Genomic DNA, 21,895 nt, shown 5'->3' on the forward strand with positions numbered 1-21,895 from the left:
CTTTCGGCGTCTGAAATGCTTCGCAAACGTGATTAGGTGGCACTGGCATGGCTGTATTTAGGCCTCTTTCTCCGGTTCGTGCAGAGCATGGAGTGCCGCGCCGTTAGGAAGCGGGCGCGGGTACGGCCATGGGTTTGGCCGGCACGTATCAGGATTATCCGGATAAACCTCATCCGGATTCAGCTGAAAAAGTTCAGAATTTTGCAGGCTGATCGTTTGCTGCATCATCACCGGCGCAAGATTCCCATCGCCTGTGCAAGCCTGGTGGTGCGGATAGCCGATCGCATGCCCGACTTCGTGATTGATCAAATACTGGCGGTAAGCACCCAGATCACCTTGAAAAGGAGTAGCCCCACGAACCCAGCGTGACTCGTTGAGCAGTACCGTGGAACCACCCGTGATCGTCGTATGGCACGAGGTTTCTAATTCCAGGTCTACCCCACACATATCAGCGGTGGTAGTCACCGAAGCCAATAAAATCCGGGTGTCAGGATTTTCCTCCGCACCAACATGAACAAATTTAAAAGCTGGATCGTAAGTCCACCCACGCGGATCAGACAATGTTGCATCAACCAAACGCGCAACGGCATCATCACCGCCATAGGGTACGGTGTCCAGACCTTTTTCTACTTCCACCGTATAGCGAATCGTCTTTTCGGTTCCCAGTCCGGCTTCCATCCCTGGGGTTCCAATAGCACGGAATTCGCCCATACCATTGGCGGAATAAATCCCACCCGCAGGCAAATCACGTAATCCCAGCTCCGCTCGCGCTGCCGAACCCGGATCAGGCCCTAACCCAAGTTCACTTTCCGGGTCATCGTGCCCACCGTGCCTGTCATGAGCGCTGCCACCACGATGGTGTTCCGCGGACGAATCCGCATGTGCACCGCCAGACTGAGCAGAATCGCTACTGTCGCCACTGGCGATTTGCACGAGCACAGCAGCGGTTAAAACCAGCAGCACGGGAATAACCACCGCGCGCCGCCAGCCATAATTCTCGACAAATTGCACTACCTGGTTTTTCATAATTCGCTATCGGAGCCTATCCCGGGCCCTTGGGTTCTGCCTGAACTGCAGCGCCCGAACTGCAGCGCCCAATTCCTTAGCTTCCTCAGGTTCTTCAGCTTCTTCAGCTTTCCTAGGGCCCGGCGAGAAATATTCGACGCCCAGGCTTAGGCGCCGCCGAAACCGACAATTGGCTGCTCACTGCTACCAACTTCCACATAAGCGATTGCGTTGGTACGCACCAGGTACTTGCGACCTTTCGCGTCCGCAAGCTCAACGACATCATCAGCTTTGCCCAGTACATCCTTGACGAGCTTCACGGCCTCGTCATGCGACAGCTCAGAGTTGATAACTAGCTCACGTGGAGATTCAATCAGACCAATTTTGATATTCATATCCCATATTCTAGTCAAGTTCTCAAAATTCTGTATCGGTGCGGTTTCTATGCCGGACTAGCCGCAACGGTTAGTATCAAGGTGTGTCTTCCCGCAATGTATCTACCCCGCCCGCCACGCCAACGTTCGCAGAATTAGGCGTGGCAGCGGAAATCTGCGAGGCGCTTGCCGACGACGGCATCCACCACACCTTCGCTATCCAAGAACTCAGCTTGCCCCTCGCACTCGATGGCAAAGATCTGATTGGGCAAGCTCGCACCGGCATGGGCAAGACCCTAGGTTTTGGAATCCCACTGCTCGACCGCGTCTTCGATGACGCAGACATCCCCGAACTCGACGGCACTCCCCGTGCACTGGTGATCGTCCCAACACGCGAGCTGGCAAGCCAGGTCGGCGCGGATCTGTCCCGCGCCAGCCGCTACACACCAGTACGCACATTGACGATTTACGGTGGGGCATCGATCGAAAAACAGGTCGAACAAATAGAAAACGGCGTTGATGTAGTCGTCGGCACACCAGGGCGTGTGCTTGACCTGCATCAACGGGGTTATCTGCAGCTGGGTCGCGTAGCAATCTGTGTGCTTGACGAAGCCGACGAGATGCTGGATTTAGGATTTTTGCCGGATATCGAGCGAATTTTCCAGGCTTTACAGCCAAAGGCGCCAGCTGAAACCCCCGCACGACGGGTGCACACTATGCTGTTTTCTGCCACCATGCCTGGCCAAATCAAGGCATTAACTCGGAAATTCCAGCACAAGCCGATCCATATTCATGCTGAAGATCCGTCGGCAAGCGCTACCCACACGAGCACCCGACAGGTGGTTTTCCAAGCCCACCAGTTGGATAAGCTCGCGGTGGTTTCTCGGATCCTGCAAAGTCCGGGCCGGGAACAAGCGGTGGTGTTCACCCGCACGAAGCGATCGGCTGCCTTCCTGGCAAATGATTTATCCGAGCTGGGTTTCCGGGTTGCTGCAGTACACGGTGATCTTAACCAGGCGCAGCGCGAAAAAGCCTTAGCTGCTTTACGCGCGCATAGCGTCGACGTTTTAGTCGCTACCGACGTTGCCGCTCGCGGAATCGATATTGATTCGATCACCCACGTAATTAATTATCATCTTCCCGACGACGCCATGACGTTTGTCCACCGCATTGGCCGTACCGGGCGCGCGGGAAAGACCGGCACCGCAGTTACTCTCGTCGGCTTGGAAGAAATATCCAAATGGCGCGTGATTAACGACGAACTAGCGTTAGGCCAGCCAACCCCACCGGAATGGTTTTCTACCTCCACTGAACTTGCCGACGCGTTCGACCTGCCCTCCGACATCAGCAACCGCGTGGGTCCAGCCACCCAGGTCATTGGCGTGGATCCGGATAGGCACCGGAAAAAGCGCACCGGTGACTCTCGCGGCCCGCGGCAGAAGCCGAAGCGCTAGTGACAAGGCGAGAGAACATGGCCCCAAAACCAACCATCGATACCCGCACCGGTACAGTGCCATTTTCGGCACCACTACGGCGCACACGCACAGATCTCACCGTCATGGCGGCCGTCGCCACCATCGCGGTGCTTGCCGTGTCAATCGTGTATTCCGGTGCATCGATCCGCAACAGCGAGTTAGTTCTCGCCGAACAGGCCTACGCCGCTCCGGAACCACGCAGCGAGATCCCGAAAGAATTTACCGAAATTGGCCGACTACACTCGGAGCAGTTTCCTGGTGCAGATCCCGCGACTAGCCCGGCACAACCACCAATAGTGGCAGCGGGATTACTCATCACATACGACGAACACGATGGCATGCACCGGGTGCGTGCTTATGCCCCAGAATCTCTTGCCGACGGGCCGCAATCTGGCGCTATTCGGAGCGCCGAAATTGCCCAGGCTACTGCGTCCAGCGAGGAAACGCCCCATACAGAAGCGACACCGCATTGGGAATATTCCCGCGAGTATCCACTCTGCAGCATCGGTAGTGCATGGGATAGTGTCGTGCTCACCTACCGTACTGCTGCCGGGTGCGGCGATGTCATTGCTTTGGATGCCGCTACCGGACAATATGATGCCACCCGCTCGGCCGTAGCACCGGATGTTGTCGGTGGGGTCCAGTCCAATGATCGAGTCGGGATAGTCTCTGCGCAACGCATAGAACTGTGGCGCTCGGATTTGGTTCGCACGGTGGAATACGGTTCTGTGGAAGCCCCGCAAGAACCAAACAGCCAACCAAACGCAAATTGTTCCATCCATTCAGCCTTAACTCGTACAGAATTGCTTGCAGTCGTTGAACACTGTCCCGACGACCCCCAACACAGCGTGTTACGGCTGCAGGAAGCCACGCCAGAAGATTCGCGAGTGCCGGAGGTCAATTCCAGTATTGGCTTAGACCACCCAGGCGCGCATGTCGTTGCTATAGGACAAGATGCTGCAGCCGTCTATCTCCCCGGCGAGCAACCAGAACTGATGTCTTTTAATACCGACGGAACCCGCACGAGCCAGCGTCGTGTAGTCGAAGCAGCAGATTTGGGAAACTTCACCGTCCCAGCGACCGCAGATCTGCCACACCACATGACCTGGTTCGATGGCCACCGCCTGTATTTTTTCACCCCAAATGAACTAGCGGTCGAGCATATTATTGAAGCGGCACTAGGCACCGGAGTTGCGGTGGAAGGCAAAGCGCTAGTGCCAACAGAATTTGGGATCAGCGTTGTTAACTGGAACAACGGAGAAATTGAACGCACCATCCCGTTAGACCGCGGAGATTACCGTGGCCCTGTCTCGCTTGCGGTTGCTGGCGAGCATATCGTCGAAAAGCGCGGAACTGAGTTGGTGGTTCTGCGCTAATTTCGCAGCGGGATCCCCACCCCTACCGATCTAATGCCCTATCACTCAGCCCCTACCATTAGGCACCTGCGATACTCGCTTCGGCAGTATTAGCCTCGGCGACGTGGTGCGTAATGCAGTTCCATCCAAGCATTCGACTGCGGGTGAAAGATCATCAGCAAGGCGATCACAGCCGAAGCCAAGATGAAGATGCCGAAAAACACTGCCCCACCCGACATCATCTGAAACGACGACGCAGCCAGAATCACCTGCAACAACACGATTGGACCGCGCCCCCAGCGCTTACCACGATATTGCGAGAGCGCCGCTGCCACTATCGTGCCGAAGATAATGGCAATGAAACCGGCAGTGCCAGCCCCAATCCAGTTCGCCGTGGCAGCATCTGATGCGATGCTGTTGTTTTCTGCATTGATGATCTCGCGCCAAATCAGCACCCCCGCAAAAATCAGCGCAATCACCGACTGCACCACGGCAATCAGCGACGCAAATTTGATCGTCGCTGGTGGCTGCAAAGGTTTTTCTTTTTTTGCAGGGTTGTTTACTGCGGATTCTGGTTTTTCTGGCATCGCAGAATTTTCGGATCGGGCATTCACGTGCAGTATTCTACCGACTGCAGCAAGCTAGCGATAGATAAAGGATTTGCCGAAAAAGAACCGCCAGCATTCCTCTCGGAAATTACATTCGCGCTGCATGATTTAACTCACTATTTATGGCAGACCCCTAGCATTCACCTTTTATTCATGTAATCATTCCTTCATAGCGACAACATAGGCCGCTAACCGGCACTATTCCGGATCAGCAGCAGCACGCACAGCGAGCAAGCGCACGCACCGCTGATACATCCCGAAGACTCCGGGCCAACTACCGCGCGCCGCGCGAGTTTTTGGCACAAAACCCGGCCGGTAGCACCGCAGAGGTATCCACCTCTCCGATTTATTCCCTGACCTCGACCACTAAGGAGCACACAGCATGTCTGATTGGCGCCACGAAGCAATCTGCCGCAATGAAGATCCAGAACTCTTTTTTCCAGTCGGCAACTCGGGCCCAGCATTGACCCAAGTGGCAAAGGCGAAGCTGGTGTGCAACCGCTGCCCTGTAACTAACGACTGTCTGCAGTGGGCCCTGGAAACTGGCCAGGATGCTGGTGTCTGGGGTGGCATGTCGGAAGAAGAACGTCGCGCCCTCAAGCGCAAGCGCAACCGTGGCCGTCGCGCCCGCGTCAACGCCTAATATTTATCGCGCTTTCCCCTTTTCCGCAACAACCACAATTCATATGTGCGGTTGTCTATAGTGTGAACAGGGTTCGCTAGTATAGTTTCTGTTAACCGTTCCTATTGCTAAAGGAGTGATCACAATGAGCAAGCGTGGTCGTAAGCGTAAAGACCGCCGGAAAAAATCCGCTAACCGCGGTAAACGTCCAAATGGCGGATAGTGTGTGAAAACATACAAAAAGGCAGCACCTGCACACTGCGGGAGCTGCCTTTTTCCTTGCCCTACCTCGCCCTCCTCTTAGCTCGGCGCATCAGAGCCATCGCAGAGCTTCGCTGATCCAGACGCCAACGGTCCAGGCCCTGACAATCCAAGCACTAACAAACCCTGAACATTATCGGTTTCAATCACCCTGCTCGGCCGTCGCCGATGGTGCGCTGACTCATACGTACCGTCGTGGTCCGCTCGGTTCGAATAGACACGATGATGCGCTCTCGTAGACTCCGCGGCGCTGCGGTTTCTGCGTTTTCCTCCACCGCGTTGCAACAGCGGTTGAGCATCGCACGAAAACGCTCTTCCTGTTCTAAACGCTGATAGCACAGCTCACATGTGGCGAGTTCAGCCCGTACGTCCTGCAGTTCCGTCGAGTTGAGCGCACCGTTTTCTGCACCGTCGATGAGCAACCCCACTAAATAGTTCACTCGTTCTGGGCTGCACCCACACGGGGCATAACTTTCTGCCTGCCGAGCTGTTTGTCGATTAGCTGCTGTCCACTGAGCATTCTCATCACTAGCTGCTGCATCGTTAGCCCCTACACTGTTGTGCGTGTTCCACTGTTGCATCAGCGCTCACCTTCTTTGCTGTTCGCTGCATTTTTCGCTGCGTCTGCCGTTTGTGGCCCAGAGGCCTTGGACACCGCCGGTTTGTCTCCTGCAGAGTTTTCCACCGCCTCTTGTGCGGCTGCGATTCCGTGTTCGGCCGCCACTTCCTTTAACGTCTCGCGTAGCTTTTTTCTTCCCCGATTCAGCCGGCTCATCACCGTCCCAAGCGGAATCTCCAGCACTTCCGCTATTTCTTTGTACGCCAGCCCGACGACATCAGAGTAATAGACCACGCGTCGGTAGTCCTCAGAAAGATCGTTCAATGCCGCAGCAATCGTGGTGTCCGGCATCATCGCCAGCGCTTCCACTTCTGCAGATACCAAACCGGTGGGATCATGCCCAGAGCTGGTATACAACTGCCCGTCGGTCAGCTCGTCGGCACTGGTATGCACCGGTTGACGCTGTTTTTTCCGATACCCATTGATATAGGTATTGGTCATGATCCGGTACAGCCAAGCTTTCAGGTTTGTGCCCGGGGTGAACTTGGCGAAATTCTGGAATCCTTTCAGGTAAGTTTCCTGCACCAGATCTTCCGCGTCCTGTGGGTTCCGAGTCATTTTCAGTGCCCCACCGTAGAGCTGATCCAATAATGGCAACGCTAGTTCTTCAAAGTCGCCGCTTGGTTGCGCCGTAGCGGCTGCGGGCTGTTCGGCACGGTCCGTTTTTAGCGCCGGTGCGTCGCTGAGCTCAGTTCTCATCCACGTGTCCTTTCCTGCACTACCCACCTGGCGCTGCGCACTCCTGTCCAGCGCCACCGATGACGGTCCAGTCTCTATTATCATGGCGTCCATGAGCAATTTCTGGGCTGCCCCGTACGCCGCCTCTCCGGTTTCACACGTACAAACGATCCCGGGGTCCAAATCCCTGAGCAATCGCGCCTTGGTACTAGCCAGTTTAGCCGATCGCCCATCGACAATTCTGCGGCCTTTGCACTCACGCGACACGCAGCTCATGGCACAAGCACTCCGCGCGATGGGGGTCAACGTCACCGAATTAAAAGATCGCATCACCGTCGAGCCAGCACCGCTGCAGCCCGCCACCATCGATTGTGGCCTAGCCGGTACTGTTATGCGTTTTTTGCCGCCGCTAGCGGCACTGGCAGCTGGACCAGTGGAGGTCGATGGCGACGCGCAAGCCCGGGCGCGCCCCATTGGTCCGCTGCTCGACGGACTGCGGGCACTTGGTGTCGCCGTCAGCGGCGAACATCTTCCGTTTCGGATCCTAGGCTCGGGAACGCCAGCTGGCGGCGTCGTCGAGATTGACGCATCCGGGTCCTCGCAGTTTGTTTCCGGGTTGTTGCTCTCTGCGGCCCGCTACACCGAGGGCATTACCGTGCGCCATATTGGCAATTCCTTGCCGTCGATGCCGCACATCACCATGACCGTCGAAATGCTGCGCGATGCCGGGGTGTGCGTTGATGTCGCCGATAATGAGTGGCGTGTACATCCAGGTCCCATCCGGGGCGGAACCTGGGATATCGAACCGGATCTTTCCAATGCCACGCCGTTCTTGGCTGCAGCAGCAGTAACCGGCGGCACCGTCACCATCCCCCAATGGCCCGAAAGGACGACGCAACCGGGCGATGAAATCCGCCCGATCTTGCAAGAAATGGGTTGCGAAGTGCAACTGCACAGCTCTGGGGATTTGCGTGTCACCGGCCCTACCGATGGAAAACTGCTCGGTATCAACCGGGATATGGGGGATATCGGTGAGCTCACTCCCACCGTGGCAGCGTTAGCGGCCCTGGCGACGACTCCGTCGACTTTGTCCGGAATCGCTCATCTACGCGGGCACGAAACTGATCGTTTAGCCGCATTGGCTACCGAAATTAATCGCATCGGTGGCAACTGCGAAGAACATGCCGACGGTTTACACATCGAGCCTTCGGCTTTGCACGGAGGTCAGTGGCATTCTTACCACGATCATCGAATGGCTACTGCCGGCGCAATCATTGGCCTGCGCGTCCCCGGCATCGAGGTGGAAAATATTGCCACGACCGCTAAGACGCTTCCGGGTTTTTCCACGATGTGGGAAGCGATGGTGTCCTAGATGGCTCGGCGTGATTGGGACGAATCAGACGTGAAAACTCGCCCGGGCAAAGGGTCAAAACCCCGGACGAAAAAACGGCCGAAGCACAAGGATGCAGTCTTCGGAATGGTGATCGGTAAAGACCGTGGCCGTTGGACCGTAGCATTGGACGACGGCACCGATGTCGTATGCATGCGTGCACGCGAGTTGGGTCGCACCCCTATTGAGGTCGGCGACCGTGTCGGCGTAGTCGGCGATACGTCGGGGAAAAAAGATACTCTCGCGCGTATCGTGAAACTCTCAGACCGTAGTTCTGTGCTGCGCCGCACCGCAGATGACACAGACCCTTATGAGCGCATTGTTGTCGCTAATGCGGACCAGATGCTGATTGTCACTGCTGTGGCAGATCCCCCACCACGCACTGGGTTTGTCGAACGAGCCTTGATCGCGGCTTTCGTGGGCAATATCAGGCCAATTTTGTGTCTAACCAAAACGGATCTTGCTGATCCCACCGATTTTGCCGCCCAGTTTGCGGGCTTAGATATCGCCATTGTGTGCGCCGGCACCTCCGACAGACTCGACGAAGTCTCCCGTTTAGTAGCTGGCCATCGCACGGCACTGATTGGACACTCAGGCGTCGGCAAATCCACCTTGGTCAACCGTTTGGTGCCGAATGCTGACCGCGCCACCGGTGCGGTTTCTGCAATCGGTCGTGGTCGACACACCTCAACACAATCGGTCGCATTGCGGCTGACAGAAACGCTTACCGACGTCGAAGGCTCCCCTGACGGTTGGCTGATTGATACACCAGGAATCCGCTCATTCGGTTTAGCGCATGTCGACGCCGAGACGGTGTTGCAAGTCTTCGATGATCTCGATGAAATCACCGAAGATTGCCCCAGGGGTTGTTCGCATATCGGCCCTCCCGCGGACCCGGAATGCGCGCTCGACGAGCTCGACGCGCAGGATCCAGATCTCACAGCAACTCGCAATCGCCGTGACGCGGTACGCAGACTGCTTACCGCGCTGCGCAGTAACGTCGACTGGGAAAACTAATTACTCAACTGCACCAAAGCGTTGAGTTCGTGGGCGTCGTAATACGCCATCAAATTATCTTGGGCATCGCCTACTGCCAGTTCTGCATCTTCATCGCCCAAATCAGCCGCATCAATCAGCTCGATAGCTTTGGCGGTAGCCTCTTCGGCATCCGCAACATCCATATGGATGGCTGCGAAATCCCGAATCTCGATAGTTGCGGGATCCAGTTTGACGACTGGTTCCCCCATCTCGGGGTCCGGTGTACACGACGAGTCTGGGACATCTGCAGAAATCACCACCCGGCGATGCGGGAGTTCGGAGTCGCCGGTAGTCAGCAAGCGTAGGGAAGCTTCCGCGGCGGAATCAAAAGCGATCATCGCGATCTCTTCTTCTTCACCGGAGTCGAAAAAATCCCGCAATGCGTCCGTTACGGCAAACGCCCAACCATCTTGGGCCGGGAATTCGCCTTTCTCAGCGCACTGCTTAAGCAAGCTAAACGTTGCAGGCAGGTAGATGCGCATTCTAGAATTCTCCGTCGATATCGAAAATTGCCTGTACTTCTACACCTGAGCGGTCGAACTGGGTATACAGCACGCCCACCATGCCGTAGCCGACCGAGGCACGCACGTTATCGATGCCGTCATCGACCATCACGCAGTCATTCAGAGGTAGATCCATAGCAGCAGCAGCATGTTGAAATGCGCCCATTTCCGGTTTTTCCATGCCGATCTCACCGGACAATAGGACAGCATCGACGATGCCGCGGTATTCCCATTCACGAATAGTCTCTGCCTCTGGCCCTCCTGGGTGGTTAGACAGAATTGCAGTGGCAACGCCGTTTGCACGGGCTGCGCCTAATAGGTTGCGCCAGCGGCGCTGATCTTCTTCGGAGCCATCCAAAACTCCGGAATAATCCAGGATTAATCCACGCATATATTCTTCCTTTTGCCCAGGTTATTTCGTTGTTTCGCCCTAGGATTCGGGCAGTGTTGGCATTTTTTGCCGATACTTCCACACAGGTCGTCGTCGACCAGGCACACTGGATACCATACCTGTTTCACATCTTTTTCGGGGAGGGAAAGCATGCTCGCTGCGATACCGGGCTATGCGCACCTGCGAGTGCATATTCCAGATGAGCCAGAGCACAATGGAGACAATGACGGTACCACTATCGACGTTTTGCACCAGTATGCACCGTTGTTGCAAATTGCCTTGGAAATTTTAAGCGGGGTACGCCCGCCGCATCAAATACGTAGCATGCGTTTCGGTGCGGCGGTGCGCATCCATATCGGCGCGCAGCAGCGCAGGGCACGGGCTGAGCAAAACAACAAACTTTCTGGCCCGGTGGCGGTTAAGTCCTTACACAGCAGACCTTCGTCTACCCAACCCGATGGTTGGGAACTATTTGGTACTGCCTTAATTGGGGACACCACGACCCGCCGCCGTTACGGGTTTACCGCGGTGTGCGGCGACGATCAGTTGTTAAGCCTTCGGGTACTGGCTTCTTAACCACCCATGATGCTGTTGGTGGCGCCGCCACCGGCAGATTGGATCGGGGTGCCAGGATCATTATTTTGTTCGCTCTGTTGGGCGAAACGTTTACGCAGCATGAACAATTGGCGCACGGTTTCTTCCTTAATGCCTTCATTCATGGCGTTAAACATGTCGCCGCCTTCTTTCTGGTATTCCACCAGGGGATCGCGCTGAGCCATGGCTCGCAGGCCAATTCCCTCTTTGAGGTAGTCCATCTCATAGAGGTGTTCACGCCATTTCTGATCAATAATCGGCAAGATGATCATGCGCTCGGTGTTGCGCATTTGTTCATCACCACCGATTTCGGCGACTGCTTTTTCCAGCTCGTCATATTCCTTCTGCGCATCGGCGGTCACGGCTTCGCGAAGCTGTTCCGCGCTGAGTTCGCCCTTAGAACCATATTCACTGCCGTCGACAAGTGCTTGCCAAGCAATCGTCGGCTCGTACAGGGTGTTCAAGGCGTTCCACAGCTCGTCGAGATCCCAGTCTTCGACGTAGCCAACCGCCGTAGCGCCGGTAACATAAGCGCTGATGGTGTCGTCAATCATTTTGCGCACGTGAGCAGAGATGTCCTGTGAGGTCAGAATCTCGTGACGCGTTTGGTAAACCACCTTGCGCTGCTCGTTGAGCACCTCGTCGTACTTCAACACGTTTTTGCGCATTTCGAAGTTCTGGTTTTCTACCATCGCCTGCGCGCCCTTGATGGAGTTCGAAACCATCTTCGCCTCAATCGGAACGTCGTCTGGCACATTGAGGCGATTCATCATGTTTTCCATGGACTGGCCGACGAAGCGCACCATCAGCTCATCACGCATAGACAGGTAGAACCGAGTTTCACCTGGATCACCCTGGCGGCCGGAACGACCACGCAGCTGGTTATCAATACGGCGGGATTCGTGGCGCTCGGTACCCAGCACGTACAAGCCACCGGATTCACGGACCTCATCGCCGCGGCGTTTACTCTTCGCCTTTTCGTCTTCGATTTCGTTGTCCCAGGCCTCCTGGTAGGCCTCTTCGTCGTCGAACGGATCCAGGCCGCGCTGACGCAGACGCATATCGAGAATGACCTCGGGGTTACCGCCCAGCACGATGTCGGTACCACGGCCAGCCATGTTCGTCGCGACGGTAACGTTGCCCGGCAGGCCCGCACGCGCGATGATATTGCCTTCTTCTTCGTGGTACTTCGCGTTCAAGACGTTATGCTCGATGCCCTTACGAGTGAGCAGCTGCGACAAATATTCAGAGCGCTCCACCGAGGTAGTACCCACCAGGACGGGTTGCCCGGCAGCAACGTGTTCGGCGATGTCTTCCACGACTGCGGAGAACTTCGCTTCCTGCGTTTTGTAGATGCGGTCGGAGTGATCCACACGCTGGTTTGGTTTGTTCGTCGGGATCGGAACAACGTCCAGCTTATAAATCGAGTTCAGCTCGGCGGCTTCCGTTTCTGCAGTACCGGTCATGCCGGAAATCTTGTCGTATAAACGGAAGTAGTTCTGCAGTGTGACTGTGGCCAAGGTTTGGTTTTCGTTTTTGATCTCGACGTTTTCTTTTGCCTCGATCGCCTGGTGCATGCCTTCACTGAAACGCCGGCCAGCCAAGACACGGCCGGTGAAGCCGTCGACGATCATGACTTCGCCTTCGCGGACGATGTAGTCCTTGTCGCGCACAAATAGCTCTTTGGCTTTCAGCGCGTTGTTCAAAAACGACACCAACTGCGCGTGCTCTGGAGCGTAGAGGTTGTCGATACCCAGCTGGTCTTCGACGTATTCGACGCCGTCTTCACTGATACCGATGGTGCGCTTGCGGTGATCGACTTCGTAGTGCTTGCCTTCGCGCATGCGTGGTGCCAACTGGGCGAACACGGAATAGAACTGGGAACTGCCATCAACGGGACCGGAAATGATCAGCGGGGTGCGGGCTTCGTCGATAAGAATCGAGTCCACCTCGTCGACGATGCAGAAATTGTGTCCGCGCTGCACGGCATCTTTCAACTGGCGCACCATGTTGTCGCGCAAGTAATCGAACCCAAGTTCGTTGTTGGTGCCGTAAGTGATATCGGCGGCGTAGGCTTCACGGCGTTCTTCGGGGCGCATCTGTGAAAGGATCACGCCAACTTCCAGGCCCAACCAGCGGTGTACACGGCCCATCATTTCGGCGTCACGTTTGGCCAGGTAGTCGTTGACCGTGACGACGTGGACGCCTTTGCCTTCCAGTGCGTTGAGGTAGGCCGGGAGTACGGAGGTGAGGGTTTTACCTTCACCGGTGCGCATTTCTGCGACGTTGCCGAAGTGCAGTGCGGCGCCGCCCATGATTTGCACTAGGAAGTGCTTCTGGTCCAATACGCGCCAGGAGGCTTCGCGGGCCACCGCGAATGCTTCCAGCATGATGTCGTTGAGGTCTTCGCCGTCGGCTAGCCGTTTGCGGAATTCGCCCGTTTTGTCCTTCAGTGCCTCGTCAGACAGTGCGGCGTACTCGTCTTCGAGGGCCATGACGTCTTGGGCGATTTTCTTCAGGCGTTTGACGGTCTTGCCTTCACCAGCCCGGAGAAGCTTAGAAAGTCCAAACACAGGTGTGCCATCCTTTAAAATCACGAATAGGTTTTGCTCTGAGCTATTCTACGCGCGCAGCAACAAAAAATTGCCCTAGGCCGATGTTAATGAGCAACACACTTGGGAATCATCGGCCTGGGCGGGCAAGGTAGCTGGCGATGCGCCAGCCATTAATACGCTGTGGTAGCGATTAGCTCTCGTCGCCTTCGGTCAGAGAGATCAAGCCGTAGTCAAAGGCGTGACGACGGTAGACTACCGACGGGCGGTTGTTTTCGGCGTTGATGAACAGGTAGAAATCGTGTCCTACCAGCTCCATTTCGGATAGAGCATCGTCGACGCTCATTGGAACAGCGGCGTGCTCCTTCTCGCGAACGACCTGGCCCGGCTCAATGTCCTCGACGGAATCAGCGTATGGGTCAATATCGTACTTCGACTGCTGAGCCTGTTCTTTAGCTTCAGCTTTCGCCGCTGCAACCATCTCAGCTGCTAGTTCACCGGTACCTTTTGGTGCGCGGTGACCGGACTTAGCGGCTTCGCGACGGACCTTCACCTTACGCAGGCTGCGGGACATCTTCTGAATAGCGGTTTCCAGAGCCGCGTAGAAGGAATCTTCCTTGGCCTCAGCACGCAGCAGGTGACCCTTGCCCGTGGCGGTGATCTGAATGCGGGAGCCTTGATCCTCACGACGAGGGTTCTGCTCTTGCTTCAGCTCCACATGGAAGAACGTCAGCGTGGGGTCCAGCTTTTCGATGCGGGAGAGTTTTCCGTTAACGCGCTCCGCGAAGTGCTCCGGCACCTCAACATTGCGGCCAGTGATGGTGACCTGGGCTTCTGGGGCTTGAGCGTCGTTGTTTACGTCGAAAGTCATAACTGTAATCTTTCCCTTTCATCTCGGTTGCTCTACTTTTATTGTATCAACCGCGAACTAGTTTGACCTGGGTTTGGACTGGGAATTAGCGCTTAATTGGAAAAAGTTTTCAGAGCTTCTCCTAGCTTCTCCTAGCTTCTCCTAGCTTTACGCAGCCGCCAAAACCACACACCCAGCAACGTCTGCACCAGCATAAGTAAGCGTGTCGACAGTCGCGGCCAGTGTTGCCCCGGTGGTTATCACGTCATCCACAACCACCACCTCGGCCCCGCGTGGCACCGAGCGCACCAGCTGAACATTGCCGCGGACGTTGTGCAACCTGTCGTCGCGGTTGAGCCCAGACTGATCCGGCATCGACGACGCGAGGCGCACTGCTTGTCGCGTCGGAAAGCCGCTAGCTGTGCATAACTGGGTGATTGGATCACCACCACGTAGTCTCGCGGAGTGAGTTCGTGTGGGCGCCGGGACGAGTGTTAATCGATGCGAAAACTCCCCGCGCGCCTGCAAGGTTTCTACCGCTGCCCGTAAAACCGCAGCAATATACGGACGGATTGCACGATTATTGCGTTCTTTCATTTCTAAGATGACTTCGCGGTGCGGGCCACCATAGCCACCACAAGCATAGACAGGCGCGAGCACATCAGCTTTCGGGGCGATACGACGAGGCGGCTGGGCCAGCAGCGTACGGCATTGCCGACACAGTAGCTGCCCAGGCACACCACAGCCAGCACACGCGCGTGGCAAGACCAATTCAATAAAACCGGCACGACCAGCACGACGACGAAATTTCGACATGATCCCCCCATTATTGTCAGCCGGCTAGTTCGCCACCACAGGAACCGAACGCTGCCCCTGCAAACCAGGTACTTCCCGCCAGAACGATGTCTCGCTGCCACTGGCTGGAAGCTGCAGTGTCGCGTGCGCATCAGTGATATACAGCGTTGAACCAGAAGCCGCCACGGCCACCACCGGAGCGGTCACATTGCCCGAAGGCAACGACGACACCGCCGAGCCATCCTGTTCCACACGCCACACCGGCGTATCAGCCGCAGACGTCCCCACCAGCAGTGAACCATCCGGCTGCCAATCCAAACTCAACGCGGTGCCACCGATCTCAGTGGCCATCTCATGCACATTCACGATCTTGCGCTCACCAGAAGTCGTGTGCTGGACAACCCCGGTATACACATGGCCATCAATAATCATTGCCGCAACTGCACCACTGTTAGACAAGCGCAATACGGAAATCTCGCCGTCTATATCATCCAAGGCTGAGGTATCCACGCTGCTGGTAGTCAGCTCGCCGGAGCTCGTAGCACGCACCACACGCACAACTTTTTTGTCCTGCGTAGACACCCACACCGCGCCGCCGGTCCGCTCCAATGTTGGGCGAGTAATGAACTCACTGGACAGCGCTTTTTCCAGCTTGCCGTCAAGCTCACCGATAAATAGCTGGGATTCGCCACGGCCTGCAGAATGCGCCACGCCGGTGTTCTTTGCGCGCACCACGGCAACCGTTCCATCAACCCCGATATCGGCGGCACTGATATCCCGCAATTCGCCTGCTGCGTCGTCAAGCGGCACGCGCTGATCTGAAGCAACACGCACCAAAGAACCATTTGCTAAAGCATATAGCGAGCTCACTCCATCGGTCGATGATTTGGGATTCAGCCCCGCAAAATCATCGGTCGACAAAGTTTCCAAACCATCAGCCACCGGAACATCATCAATCAAGACTGAATATGGCCCGGGAACCGAAGCTCCCGCCAACGTCCACACCAATTGTGCGGCAAATTGCATACGCTGCTCAGAGCTCAACGAGGACATGCCGGAGAAATTATAAGTGCCCTCATCAATCCCCAAAAAAGTGGCATCTTCCGGCAGATAATCTTTCGTCGCTGGGGCCAAACGTGAGCTAGCACCTTCTACTAGCATCGTTGCCAACGACGCACCCAGCGATTCTTGCTGCGAATACAACCAGCGCCGATCAGAAACCAGCACGCTGGCAGTGGAATCAAAAAAGTACAGCGACTGCGGCTGATACTGGTTCCGCAGCTCATTACGCTCAATCACTACTCCGGATGGCAGTGAGGAAATCCGCCACTGATTGTCCACCAGCTCCATTTCCACGCTAGTCTCATACAAACCATCTTCGGGCAGATACTTTCCGCCATCACCTAATTTGCCAATGACAGTACCGCGCACGTCGAACTTCCGCTTCGTGGAATCCGCTGGCCCAGACGCAGTGTTGAATTCGATTCGGTCCACAATCAACATGTCGTCGTGATGTGGCTGCCAGTTGCCCTCGGCATTCTCGGTGAGGTACCGCTTGGCCGCCCGGTAATCACCTTCTGGGCTAGCCGAGGCCCGATAAAATTCCCGTAATAATAAATCTGGTTCTTGCCCATCAGTCGGACCAACATTCATATCATCATCCGGGTTGGAAGACGCCTCAAACGGGCGCAACGCTTGCGGGCCGGTATCACGTGGCAATGAACTACATGCCGCCACAAACCCCAGGCTGCTTGCCACTATCAGCGCAAGGCTTCCACGTCGGAAAACCTGCACACCGCGCTTGCCGACGCCACCATGCTGGGTATCTGCGGAACTCCGTCCAAAGACGCCACATTGGTGGGTACGTCGCTGCTTATTCTGCATTACCATCACCACCAGTACCAGCGCCAGAATCAGCCTCAGCCTCAGCACGAGCGTCGTCTACGTCGTCAGTTAATTCCGGTTCGTCGGCGCCCAGCATCACCGCCAGCTCCAAAGGAGCAGGGTCGACTGGACCACGCGGAGTACGTGGCAAAACTAACCGAAACGTCGACCCCACACCCAGCTCACCGATGGCATCCAAAATACCGCCATGCAACTGGGCGTCCTCGCGAGCGATTGCTAAGCCCAAACCGGTGCCGCCAGAATGGCGCTTCCTGGAAACATCTGCTCGCCAAAAACGGTGAAAGACTAAATCCTCCTGGCCTTCTTTCAACCCCACTCCGCGGTCGGCGATGGTAATTGCGATAGCGTGATCATTTGCCGCAGCATTCACCAGCACCGGATTGCCCTCCGAATGGTCTATCGCATTCGCCAACAGATTCCGCAAAATCCGCTCGATACGCCGAGAATCACCAGCAATCGTCAATGGCTCATCCAGCCCGGTAAACCGCACACGAACATTCAACTTATCTGCTAAATGCTCCACCTGGTTCCAGGCTGATTCCAAGCTAGAACGCACATCAATCTGCGTTTCCGACAAATCCGCGACCCCGGCATCATGGCGTGAAATCTCCAACAAATCGCCCAAGAGATCTTCGAACTTGTCCAGTTCGCGAGTCATCAGTTCCGACGCGCGCCGGGTGTGCGGGGCCAGCGATTCAGAATCGGAAGCGATCATATCCGCGGCCATGCGCACCGTCGTCAAGGGTGTACGCAATTCATGGGAGACGTCAGAGGTGAATTGTCGCTGAAGATTGCCGTATTCTTCCAACTGATTAATCTGGCGCACCAATTTGTCCGCCATGTCATTAAACGACATCGCCAACCGCGCCATTTCATCCTCACCTTCGACCACCATTCGCTCACGCAGGTGTCCTCCCGCTAGTCGCTGCGCAGTGCGTGAGGCGGAACGAATCGGCAAAATCACCTGTTGCGTAGCCAACCAGGCAATCCCCACCAGCAACACCAACACAACCACGCCGGCCGTGGATAACAATCCGCGCAACAGGGCCATCGTGGATGCTTCCGATTCCATGGACAGCGCCAAATACACCTGTGCACCCGGGATATCAGATTCTGTCGGCGAGCCAATCAGCAACGCATCATAGACGGTGCCATCGGCACGTTCGACGGGCGTGAACTGATAAGAAACTTGCCCTTCAGAGACGTACCTGCGCAATTCTGCAGGTACCCGAAAACCTTCCGGTGCCGTGGTCAAAGAGCCATCACCGTTATCGACGACGATGATCGTGTCGTAAATCGTGGCTAAATCGGTAGATTCGCTACTCGAATGCGAAATCGACGCGCGCGCAGAGGTAATGCGCACTTGCACGCTGTTTGCTGAACCAGTGGCGTTGATCTGTTGTTCCACAGCAAAGCGTGCACGATCAATCTCCTGGCTAGCGACGTCGAGCTTCTGGTCCACCAATCGTTGCGTGATCACCGAGATCAACGCAAAAGCCAGCACCAGCATAACGACCAATGAGGAAACGAAGATAGATACAATTAGTCGCACCTGCAACGAGGTACGCCAAAACTCCACCAACCTGATGCGCAGGTGGCGGAACCGTTTTTTGGCTGCAAACAAAGATTTCTCGGAGTCAGCAGGCTTAACCGACTCAGCGGGCTTTGCGGATTCGTTCACGCTCCTTCACGCCTAAGCGGTAGGCTTCTTGCCCGTTTTATAGCCCACGCCACGTACCGTCAATACAATCCGCGGATCCTCGGGATCTTTTTCAATCTTCGCCCGCAAGCGCTGTACGTGTACGTTCACCAACCGGGTATCCGAGGCATGCTTATAACCCCAGACCTTTTCCAGCAATGCTTCCCGGGTATGTACTTGGCCAGGCTTACGCGACATTTCCAGCAGCAAATCAAATTCGAGTGGAGTCAGCGAAATCTCTTCGCCGTTTCGGGTCACTGTGTGTTCACTGACATCAATGTGTAGATCCCCCACGACGATTGTCTCCGGAGAATCCGCTTTTGGCTCCCCAGGTTCTACCGCTGGGCGCAAGCGAGCACGGATACGCGCAATCAATTCTTTATGTTTAAACGGCTTAGTGATGTAGTCGTCAGCACCCGATTCTAAGCCCAACACGACATCAACGGTGTCGGTTTTTGCTGTCAGCATGACGATCGGCACAGACGACTCGGTACGGATCGTGCGACAAATATCTACCCCGTTCATGCCCGGCAACATCAGATCCAGCAGAATCAAATCCGGTTCGTGCTCACGAAACGCCGGCACAGCCTCGTTACCGTCAGTCACCGCGATAGGATGAAAGCCTTCAGATTCCAGCACGATAGTCAACATTTCGGAAATCGCGGGGTCATCGTCAACTACCAGAATGGTTGCTGCCATCGTCGTGTTCTTCCTCCGAGAGTGGTGTTTCAGGCCAGTTCGGCCCGGCGCGCTTCGATCGTTGCCATTATCTTATCGATGTCTTCGCTGACTAGCCATTGACTTGCCCAATTTGTCGCAGCAAGTTTGTGATATGCGGCATTTGTTTTGGTTTGTAGGCTGCTATCGCGCTCATAGTGATCACGTTCGCGGCTGGCATCCGCCTGCGCTCGGGAATGTGCGCGCTCAGCAGCGACGTCGACTGGAACATCCAACAGAATCTGTAAATCTGGTTTTGGCAAACCCAAGCGTCCGAATTCGAGTTGTGCGACCCAGTCCGTCACTGTTTCTTCGCCTGTACGCGCCCAGCTATAAGCCGCACTTGAGGCGACGTATCGATCGAGTATCAACACCGAATCGCGGTGGGTACCGTCGGCAAGGTAGCTCCGCAATTTCTCGCGGCTAGCCGCGCGATCCAGAGCGAAAAGGGTGGCCATGGCATAGACGGAATCACTGAGATCACCCATCCGCCCATATAAAGCCTCGCGAGCCAACTGCGCATGGATGGAGTTGTCGTAATCTGGGAACCCCCAGACATCCACGCTGATGCCGCTTTGTCGGAAACGACGGGTTAGCTCTGTGACTGCGGTGTTTTTCCCGGCACCATCGATGCCTTCGATCGCGATAAGCATTAAGACAGAGCTTCCAAAAATGGGTCGAGGTCGAAGTCGACATCCAGCTCGCCCAACAGTTCTGCGGCGGCTTCAGTGAGTTGTTCGTCGCTGCTCCCCACCAATTCGCGAACGAACGGATAAGCAGAGACTATTTCGCCGGCGAAAAATGGTGCACCGCTCCAGATTGCAGCAATCGTGGCAGCAGCATAGCCGTTACTAATTTCGACGTTGTTGGCGTTGTTGCCTGCAGCTAACAGGCAGGCATCGCGGACCGACTCGACTACATCTTCGTCGTCAAGATCTACGAGTTCATCCAGGAAATCCTGATTGTTTTCGTCAGAGAAGATTGCTTCGTCCCAGGATTCTGCATCCTCCCACGATGCGGGCTGTTCCCATGCTGCCGGTGTTGTCGAAGAGGCCACTGCTTACTCCATACCTTTGTGATGTTGTGTCGAACTGATTCAGCTGATCTAGTTTGGCATATTTGCTCAACATTTCAGCAACGCAACCACTGTCTGGGTCACCGGAGTACATCTGAGTTGCCGAAATGCACCTGCGTCGCGGGAGTACATATGAGTCGCCGGAATACATAAGGGGAGGGCACATATAAAAGCCGACCCTGAACTATCGAATATAAGCTGTCTCACAATATCGACTTTGCGACGCCAAGGCCTTACTACTTTGGAATGAAGCTGTTATGGTTTGTTATCAAGTTGCAATCAACGCGGAAGGTCATGTGTCCCATGAGCCAGGAAACCCGTAGGGCCATCGCTTTCATCGGTAGTGGCTGTCTTGCTGCGGGCGTAATTGGTTTCGGAGTCTGGCAGTTTTCAGAACCGGCAAACTTTTCGACGGCATCACAAGTACAAGAAGCAGGACACACGCAAACTTCGACGACTACCGTCACCGAATCTGCCAGCCCAGCCGATTCCACTACAAACTCCGCATCCCAAGACGACGGAAACGCCTCGCGTCAGACTCTCCCTGGCTCGGATTCGACCCTCAGCCAACGGCCTGTCGCACCACAGAACCTTGCCGAAGCCAACGAGCAGGTACTAGCACCACGGGGCACAAAGCCCTCCCGCCGAGCCCAGATTGACGCTGCCGACCCCTTTCTACCCCCTCACGCTGTTCTCCAAGAAAACCCAGACCCGGTCCAGCCGACAGTTGTTTACCGGCCCCGCGGGTTTGAGGCTCTGCAGCCGCAGCAACAACAGGGTCCCCAGGGTGGCTCCGGCAGTCGCGAAAACCAAGAGCCACAAGAACCCCTCGTAATCGCAGAACCAAAGCCGGCACAGCAGCAAGCACCAAAGCCGAACTCTCCAGCAGATAACGTCGCCGGCGCAATCCCAAAATTGGCAGATCTTGATCCGCAGCCTCTGATCAACGAGACCCTAGATCGGGCAGGTCTAACGCCCAACAATAAGCAACAGCCCGGAAATCAGCAGCCCGCAGAAAGCACGGGCACTGATGCACGGGTTGCAACCGATCCACAGGCTGCACGCGTACAAAGAGCCCAAAACCAGCCAGCCCAACCAGATCCGGTGGCTCCCCCCGCTCCCGGCGCAGAAACGCAACGCCACCAGCAGGGTAACCACGCCAGCAACCACGCAAGCGATGGCCCCCATGATGCAGTCGGTTCTAATAGCGCGAGCGCAGCTGGAGAAAACCACCCACAACCGCAGGGGCTGCGCGATGCTATCAGTGAAGCTCTAAAGAACTCAGGCTCGTCCCTTAGCTCGTCTTGGTTGAGCAACTAACCTGGCCCACTACCTGAGCCACAGCCTGGGCTGCAGCCGCTAGCTGTAACCTAGCCACACTAAAAAATC

23 protein-coding genes are annotated in these 21,895 nt (G+C 55.8%); 8 read left to right on the forward strand and 15 right to left on the reverse strand.

Features of this window, described 5'->3' with window-relative positions:
• Positions 1–57: 57 nt before the first annotated feature.
• Positions 58–1,026: a DUF3152 domain-containing protein gene (locus A5774_RS07950; RefSeq protein ID WP_021353673.1), complete on the reverse strand. Its 969-nt coding sequence runs from the start codon at positions 1,024–1,026 to the stop codon at positions 58–60.
• Between the two features lie 146 nt (positions 1,027–1,172).
• Positions 1,173–1,400: a DUF3107 domain-containing protein gene (locus A5774_RS07955; protein WP_021353672.1), complete on the reverse strand. Its 228-nt coding sequence runs from the start codon at positions 1,398–1,400 to the stop codon at positions 1,173–1,175.
• An 83-nt stretch (positions 1,401–1,483) separates the two neighbouring features.
• On the opposite strand from A5774_RS07955, the gene A5774_RS07960 reads away from it, so the two are divergent.
• Both A5774_RS07960 and A5774_RS07965 read left to right on the forward strand, forming a co-directional pair.
• Positions 1,484–2,833, forward strand: a complete 1,350-nt coding sequence (locus A5774_RS07960) for a DEAD/DEAH box helicase (RefSeq protein ID WP_064834234.1) — start codon at positions 1,484–1,486, stop codon at positions 2,831–2,833.
• A 17-nt stretch (positions 2,834–2,850) separates the two neighbouring features.
• Positions 2,851–4,230, forward strand: coding sequence for a hypothetical protein (locus tag A5774_RS07965; RefSeq protein ID WP_064834235.1), 1,380 nt, complete (start codon positions 2,851–2,853; stop codon positions 4,228–4,230).
• 89 nt (positions 4,231–4,319) lie between these two features.
• Here the strand turns inward: A5774_RS07965 and A5774_RS07970 are convergent, their stop codons facing one another.
• Complete coding sequence (locus A5774_RS07970) at positions 4,320–4,823, reverse strand: hypothetical protein (RefSeq protein ID WP_051137335.1); 504 nt, start codon at positions 4,821–4,823, stop codon at positions 4,320–4,322.
• A 376-nt stretch (positions 4,824–5,199) separates the two neighbouring features.
• Here A5774_RS07970 and A5774_RS07975 point away from each other — a divergent pair, with 376 nt between their 5' ends.
• Both A5774_RS07975 and A5774_RS12000 read left to right on the forward strand, forming a co-directional pair.
• Complete coding sequence (locus tag A5774_RS07975; RefSeq protein WP_021353668.1) at positions 5,200–5,460, forward strand: WhiB family transcriptional regulator; 261 nt, start codon at positions 5,200–5,202, stop codon at positions 5,458–5,460.
• A 124-nt stretch (positions 5,461–5,584) separates the two neighbouring features.
• Positions 5,585–5,662, forward strand: a complete 78-nt coding sequence (locus tag A5774_RS12000; RefSeq protein WP_369707185.1) for a 50S ribosomal protein bL37 — start codon at positions 5,585–5,587, stop codon at positions 5,660–5,662.
• Between the two features lie 184 nt (positions 5,663–5,846).
• Here A5774_RS12000 and A5774_RS07980 read toward each other — a convergent pair whose 3' ends face one another.
• On the reverse strand, positions 5,847–6,140 hold the full coding sequence (locus A5774_RS07980) for a hypothetical protein (protein WP_034644914.1): 294 nt from the start codon (positions 6,138–6,140) through the stop codon (positions 5,847–5,849).
• Positions 6,141–6,280: 140 nt separating this feature from the next.
• Entirely contained in the window at positions 6,281–7,018 is a 738-nt protein-coding gene (locus A5774_RS07985) for a sigma-70 family RNA polymerase sigma factor (protein ID WP_021353665.1), read from the reverse strand.
• 91 nt (positions 7,019–7,109) lie between these two features.
• Between A5774_RS07985 and aroA the strand changes: the two genes are divergently transcribed.
• Both aroA and rsgA read left to right on the forward strand, forming a co-directional pair.
• A complete protein-coding gene (gene aroA, locus A5774_RS07990; protein ID WP_064834238.1) occupies positions 7,110–8,369 on the forward strand; it encodes a 3-phosphoshikimate 1-carboxyvinyltransferase in 1,260 nt (419 codons plus the stop codon).
• On the forward strand, positions 8,370–9,404 hold the full coding sequence (gene rsgA / locus A5774_RS07995) for a ribosome small subunit-dependent GTPase A (RefSeq protein WP_064834240.1): 1,035 nt from the start codon (positions 8,370–8,372) through the stop codon (positions 9,402–9,404).
• Here rsgA and A5774_RS08000 read toward each other — a convergent pair.
• Together A5774_RS08000 and A5774_RS08005 are read right to left on the reverse strand one after the other, a co-directional pair.
• Complete coding sequence (locus tag A5774_RS08000) at positions 9,401–9,907, reverse strand: hypothetical protein (RefSeq protein WP_064834242.1); 507 nt, start codon at positions 9,905–9,907, stop codon at positions 9,401–9,403. The two genes, rsgA and A5774_RS08000, sit on opposite strands and share 4 nt — an antisense overlap.
• Position 9,908: 1 nt before the next feature.
• Entirely contained in the window at positions 9,909–10,319 is a 411-nt protein-coding gene (locus A5774_RS08005) for an HAD family hydrolase (RefSeq protein WP_021353661.1), read from the reverse strand.
• A 150-nt stretch (positions 10,320–10,469) separates the two neighbouring features.
• On the opposite strand from A5774_RS08005, the gene A5774_RS08010 reads away from it, so the two are divergent.
• Positions 10,470–10,895 carry a hypothetical protein gene (locus A5774_RS08010; RefSeq protein WP_064834244.1) on the forward strand — a complete coding sequence of 142 codons (426 nt, stop codon included), beginning with the start codon at positions 10,470–10,472 and terminating at the stop codon, positions 10,893–10,895.
• On the opposite strand, the gene secA is transcribed toward A5774_RS08010, so the two are convergent.
• From secA to A5774_RS08050, 8 genes are all read right to left on the reverse strand, one after another.
• Entirely contained in the window at positions 10,892–13,486 is a 2,595-nt protein-coding gene (secA, locus tag A5774_RS08015; protein ID WP_023018250.1) for a preprotein translocase subunit SecA, read from the reverse strand. The two genes, A5774_RS08010 and secA, sit on opposite strands and share 4 nt — an antisense overlap.
• Positions 13,487–13,658: 172 nt before the next feature.
• Entirely contained in the window at positions 13,659–14,336 is a 678-nt protein-coding gene (hpf, locus tag A5774_RS08020) for a ribosome hibernation-promoting factor, HPF/YfiA family (protein ID WP_021353658.1), read from the reverse strand.
• Positions 14,337–14,483: 147 nt separating this feature from the next.
• Positions 14,484–15,131: a ComF family protein gene (locus A5774_RS08025; RefSeq protein ID WP_051619308.1), complete on the reverse strand. Its 648-nt coding sequence runs from the start codon at positions 15,129–15,131 to the stop codon at positions 14,484–14,486.
• A gap of 24 nt (positions 15,132–15,155) precedes the next feature.
• On the reverse strand, positions 15,156–16,994 hold the full coding sequence (gene lpqB, locus A5774_RS08030) for an MtrAB system accessory lipoprotein LpqB (RefSeq protein WP_021353656.1): 1,839 nt from the start codon (positions 16,992–16,994) through the stop codon (positions 15,156–15,158).
• Positions 16,984–18,609 (reverse strand): MtrAB system histidine kinase MtrB, encoded by a 1,626-nt coding sequence (gene mtrB / locus A5774_RS08035; protein ID WP_197490275.1) that lies wholly within the window; start codon positions 18,607–18,609, stop codon positions 16,984–16,986. Before mtrB ends, lpqB begins: the two co-directional genes overlap by 11 nt.
• 99 nt (positions 18,610–18,708) lie before the next feature.
• Positions 18,709–19,413 (reverse strand): MtrAB system response regulator MtrA, encoded by a 705-nt coding sequence (gene mtrA / locus A5774_RS08040; protein WP_021353654.1) that lies wholly within the window; start codon positions 19,411–19,413, stop codon positions 18,709–18,711.
• Positions 19,414–19,442: 29 nt separating this feature from the next.
• Positions 19,443–20,084, reverse strand: coding sequence for a dTMP kinase (locus A5774_RS08045; protein ID WP_064834246.1), 642 nt, complete (start codon positions 20,082–20,084; stop codon positions 19,443–19,445).
• Positions 20,084–20,488, reverse strand: a complete 405-nt coding sequence (locus A5774_RS08050; protein WP_021353652.1) for a hypothetical protein — start codon at positions 20,486–20,488, stop codon at positions 20,084–20,086. The genes A5774_RS08045 and A5774_RS08050 overlap by 1 nt, the downstream gene beginning before the upstream one ends.
• Before the next feature lie 321 nt (positions 20,489–20,809).
• Here A5774_RS08050 and A5774_RS08055 point away from each other — a divergent pair, with 321 nt between their 5' ends.
• Positions 20,810–21,826, forward strand: coding sequence for a hypothetical protein (locus tag A5774_RS08055; protein WP_064834248.1), 1,017 nt, complete (start codon positions 20,810–20,812; stop codon positions 21,824–21,826).
• The last annotated feature ends 69 nt before the right edge of the window (positions 21,827–21,895 follow it).

Origin of the sequence: Corynebacterium sp. EPI-003-04-2554_SCH2473622 (genome assembly GCF_001665955.1) — a bacterium.
Lineage (GTDB): Bacteria > Actinomycetota > Actinomycetes > Mycobacteriales > Mycobacteriaceae > Corynebacterium > Corynebacterium pseudodiphtheriticum.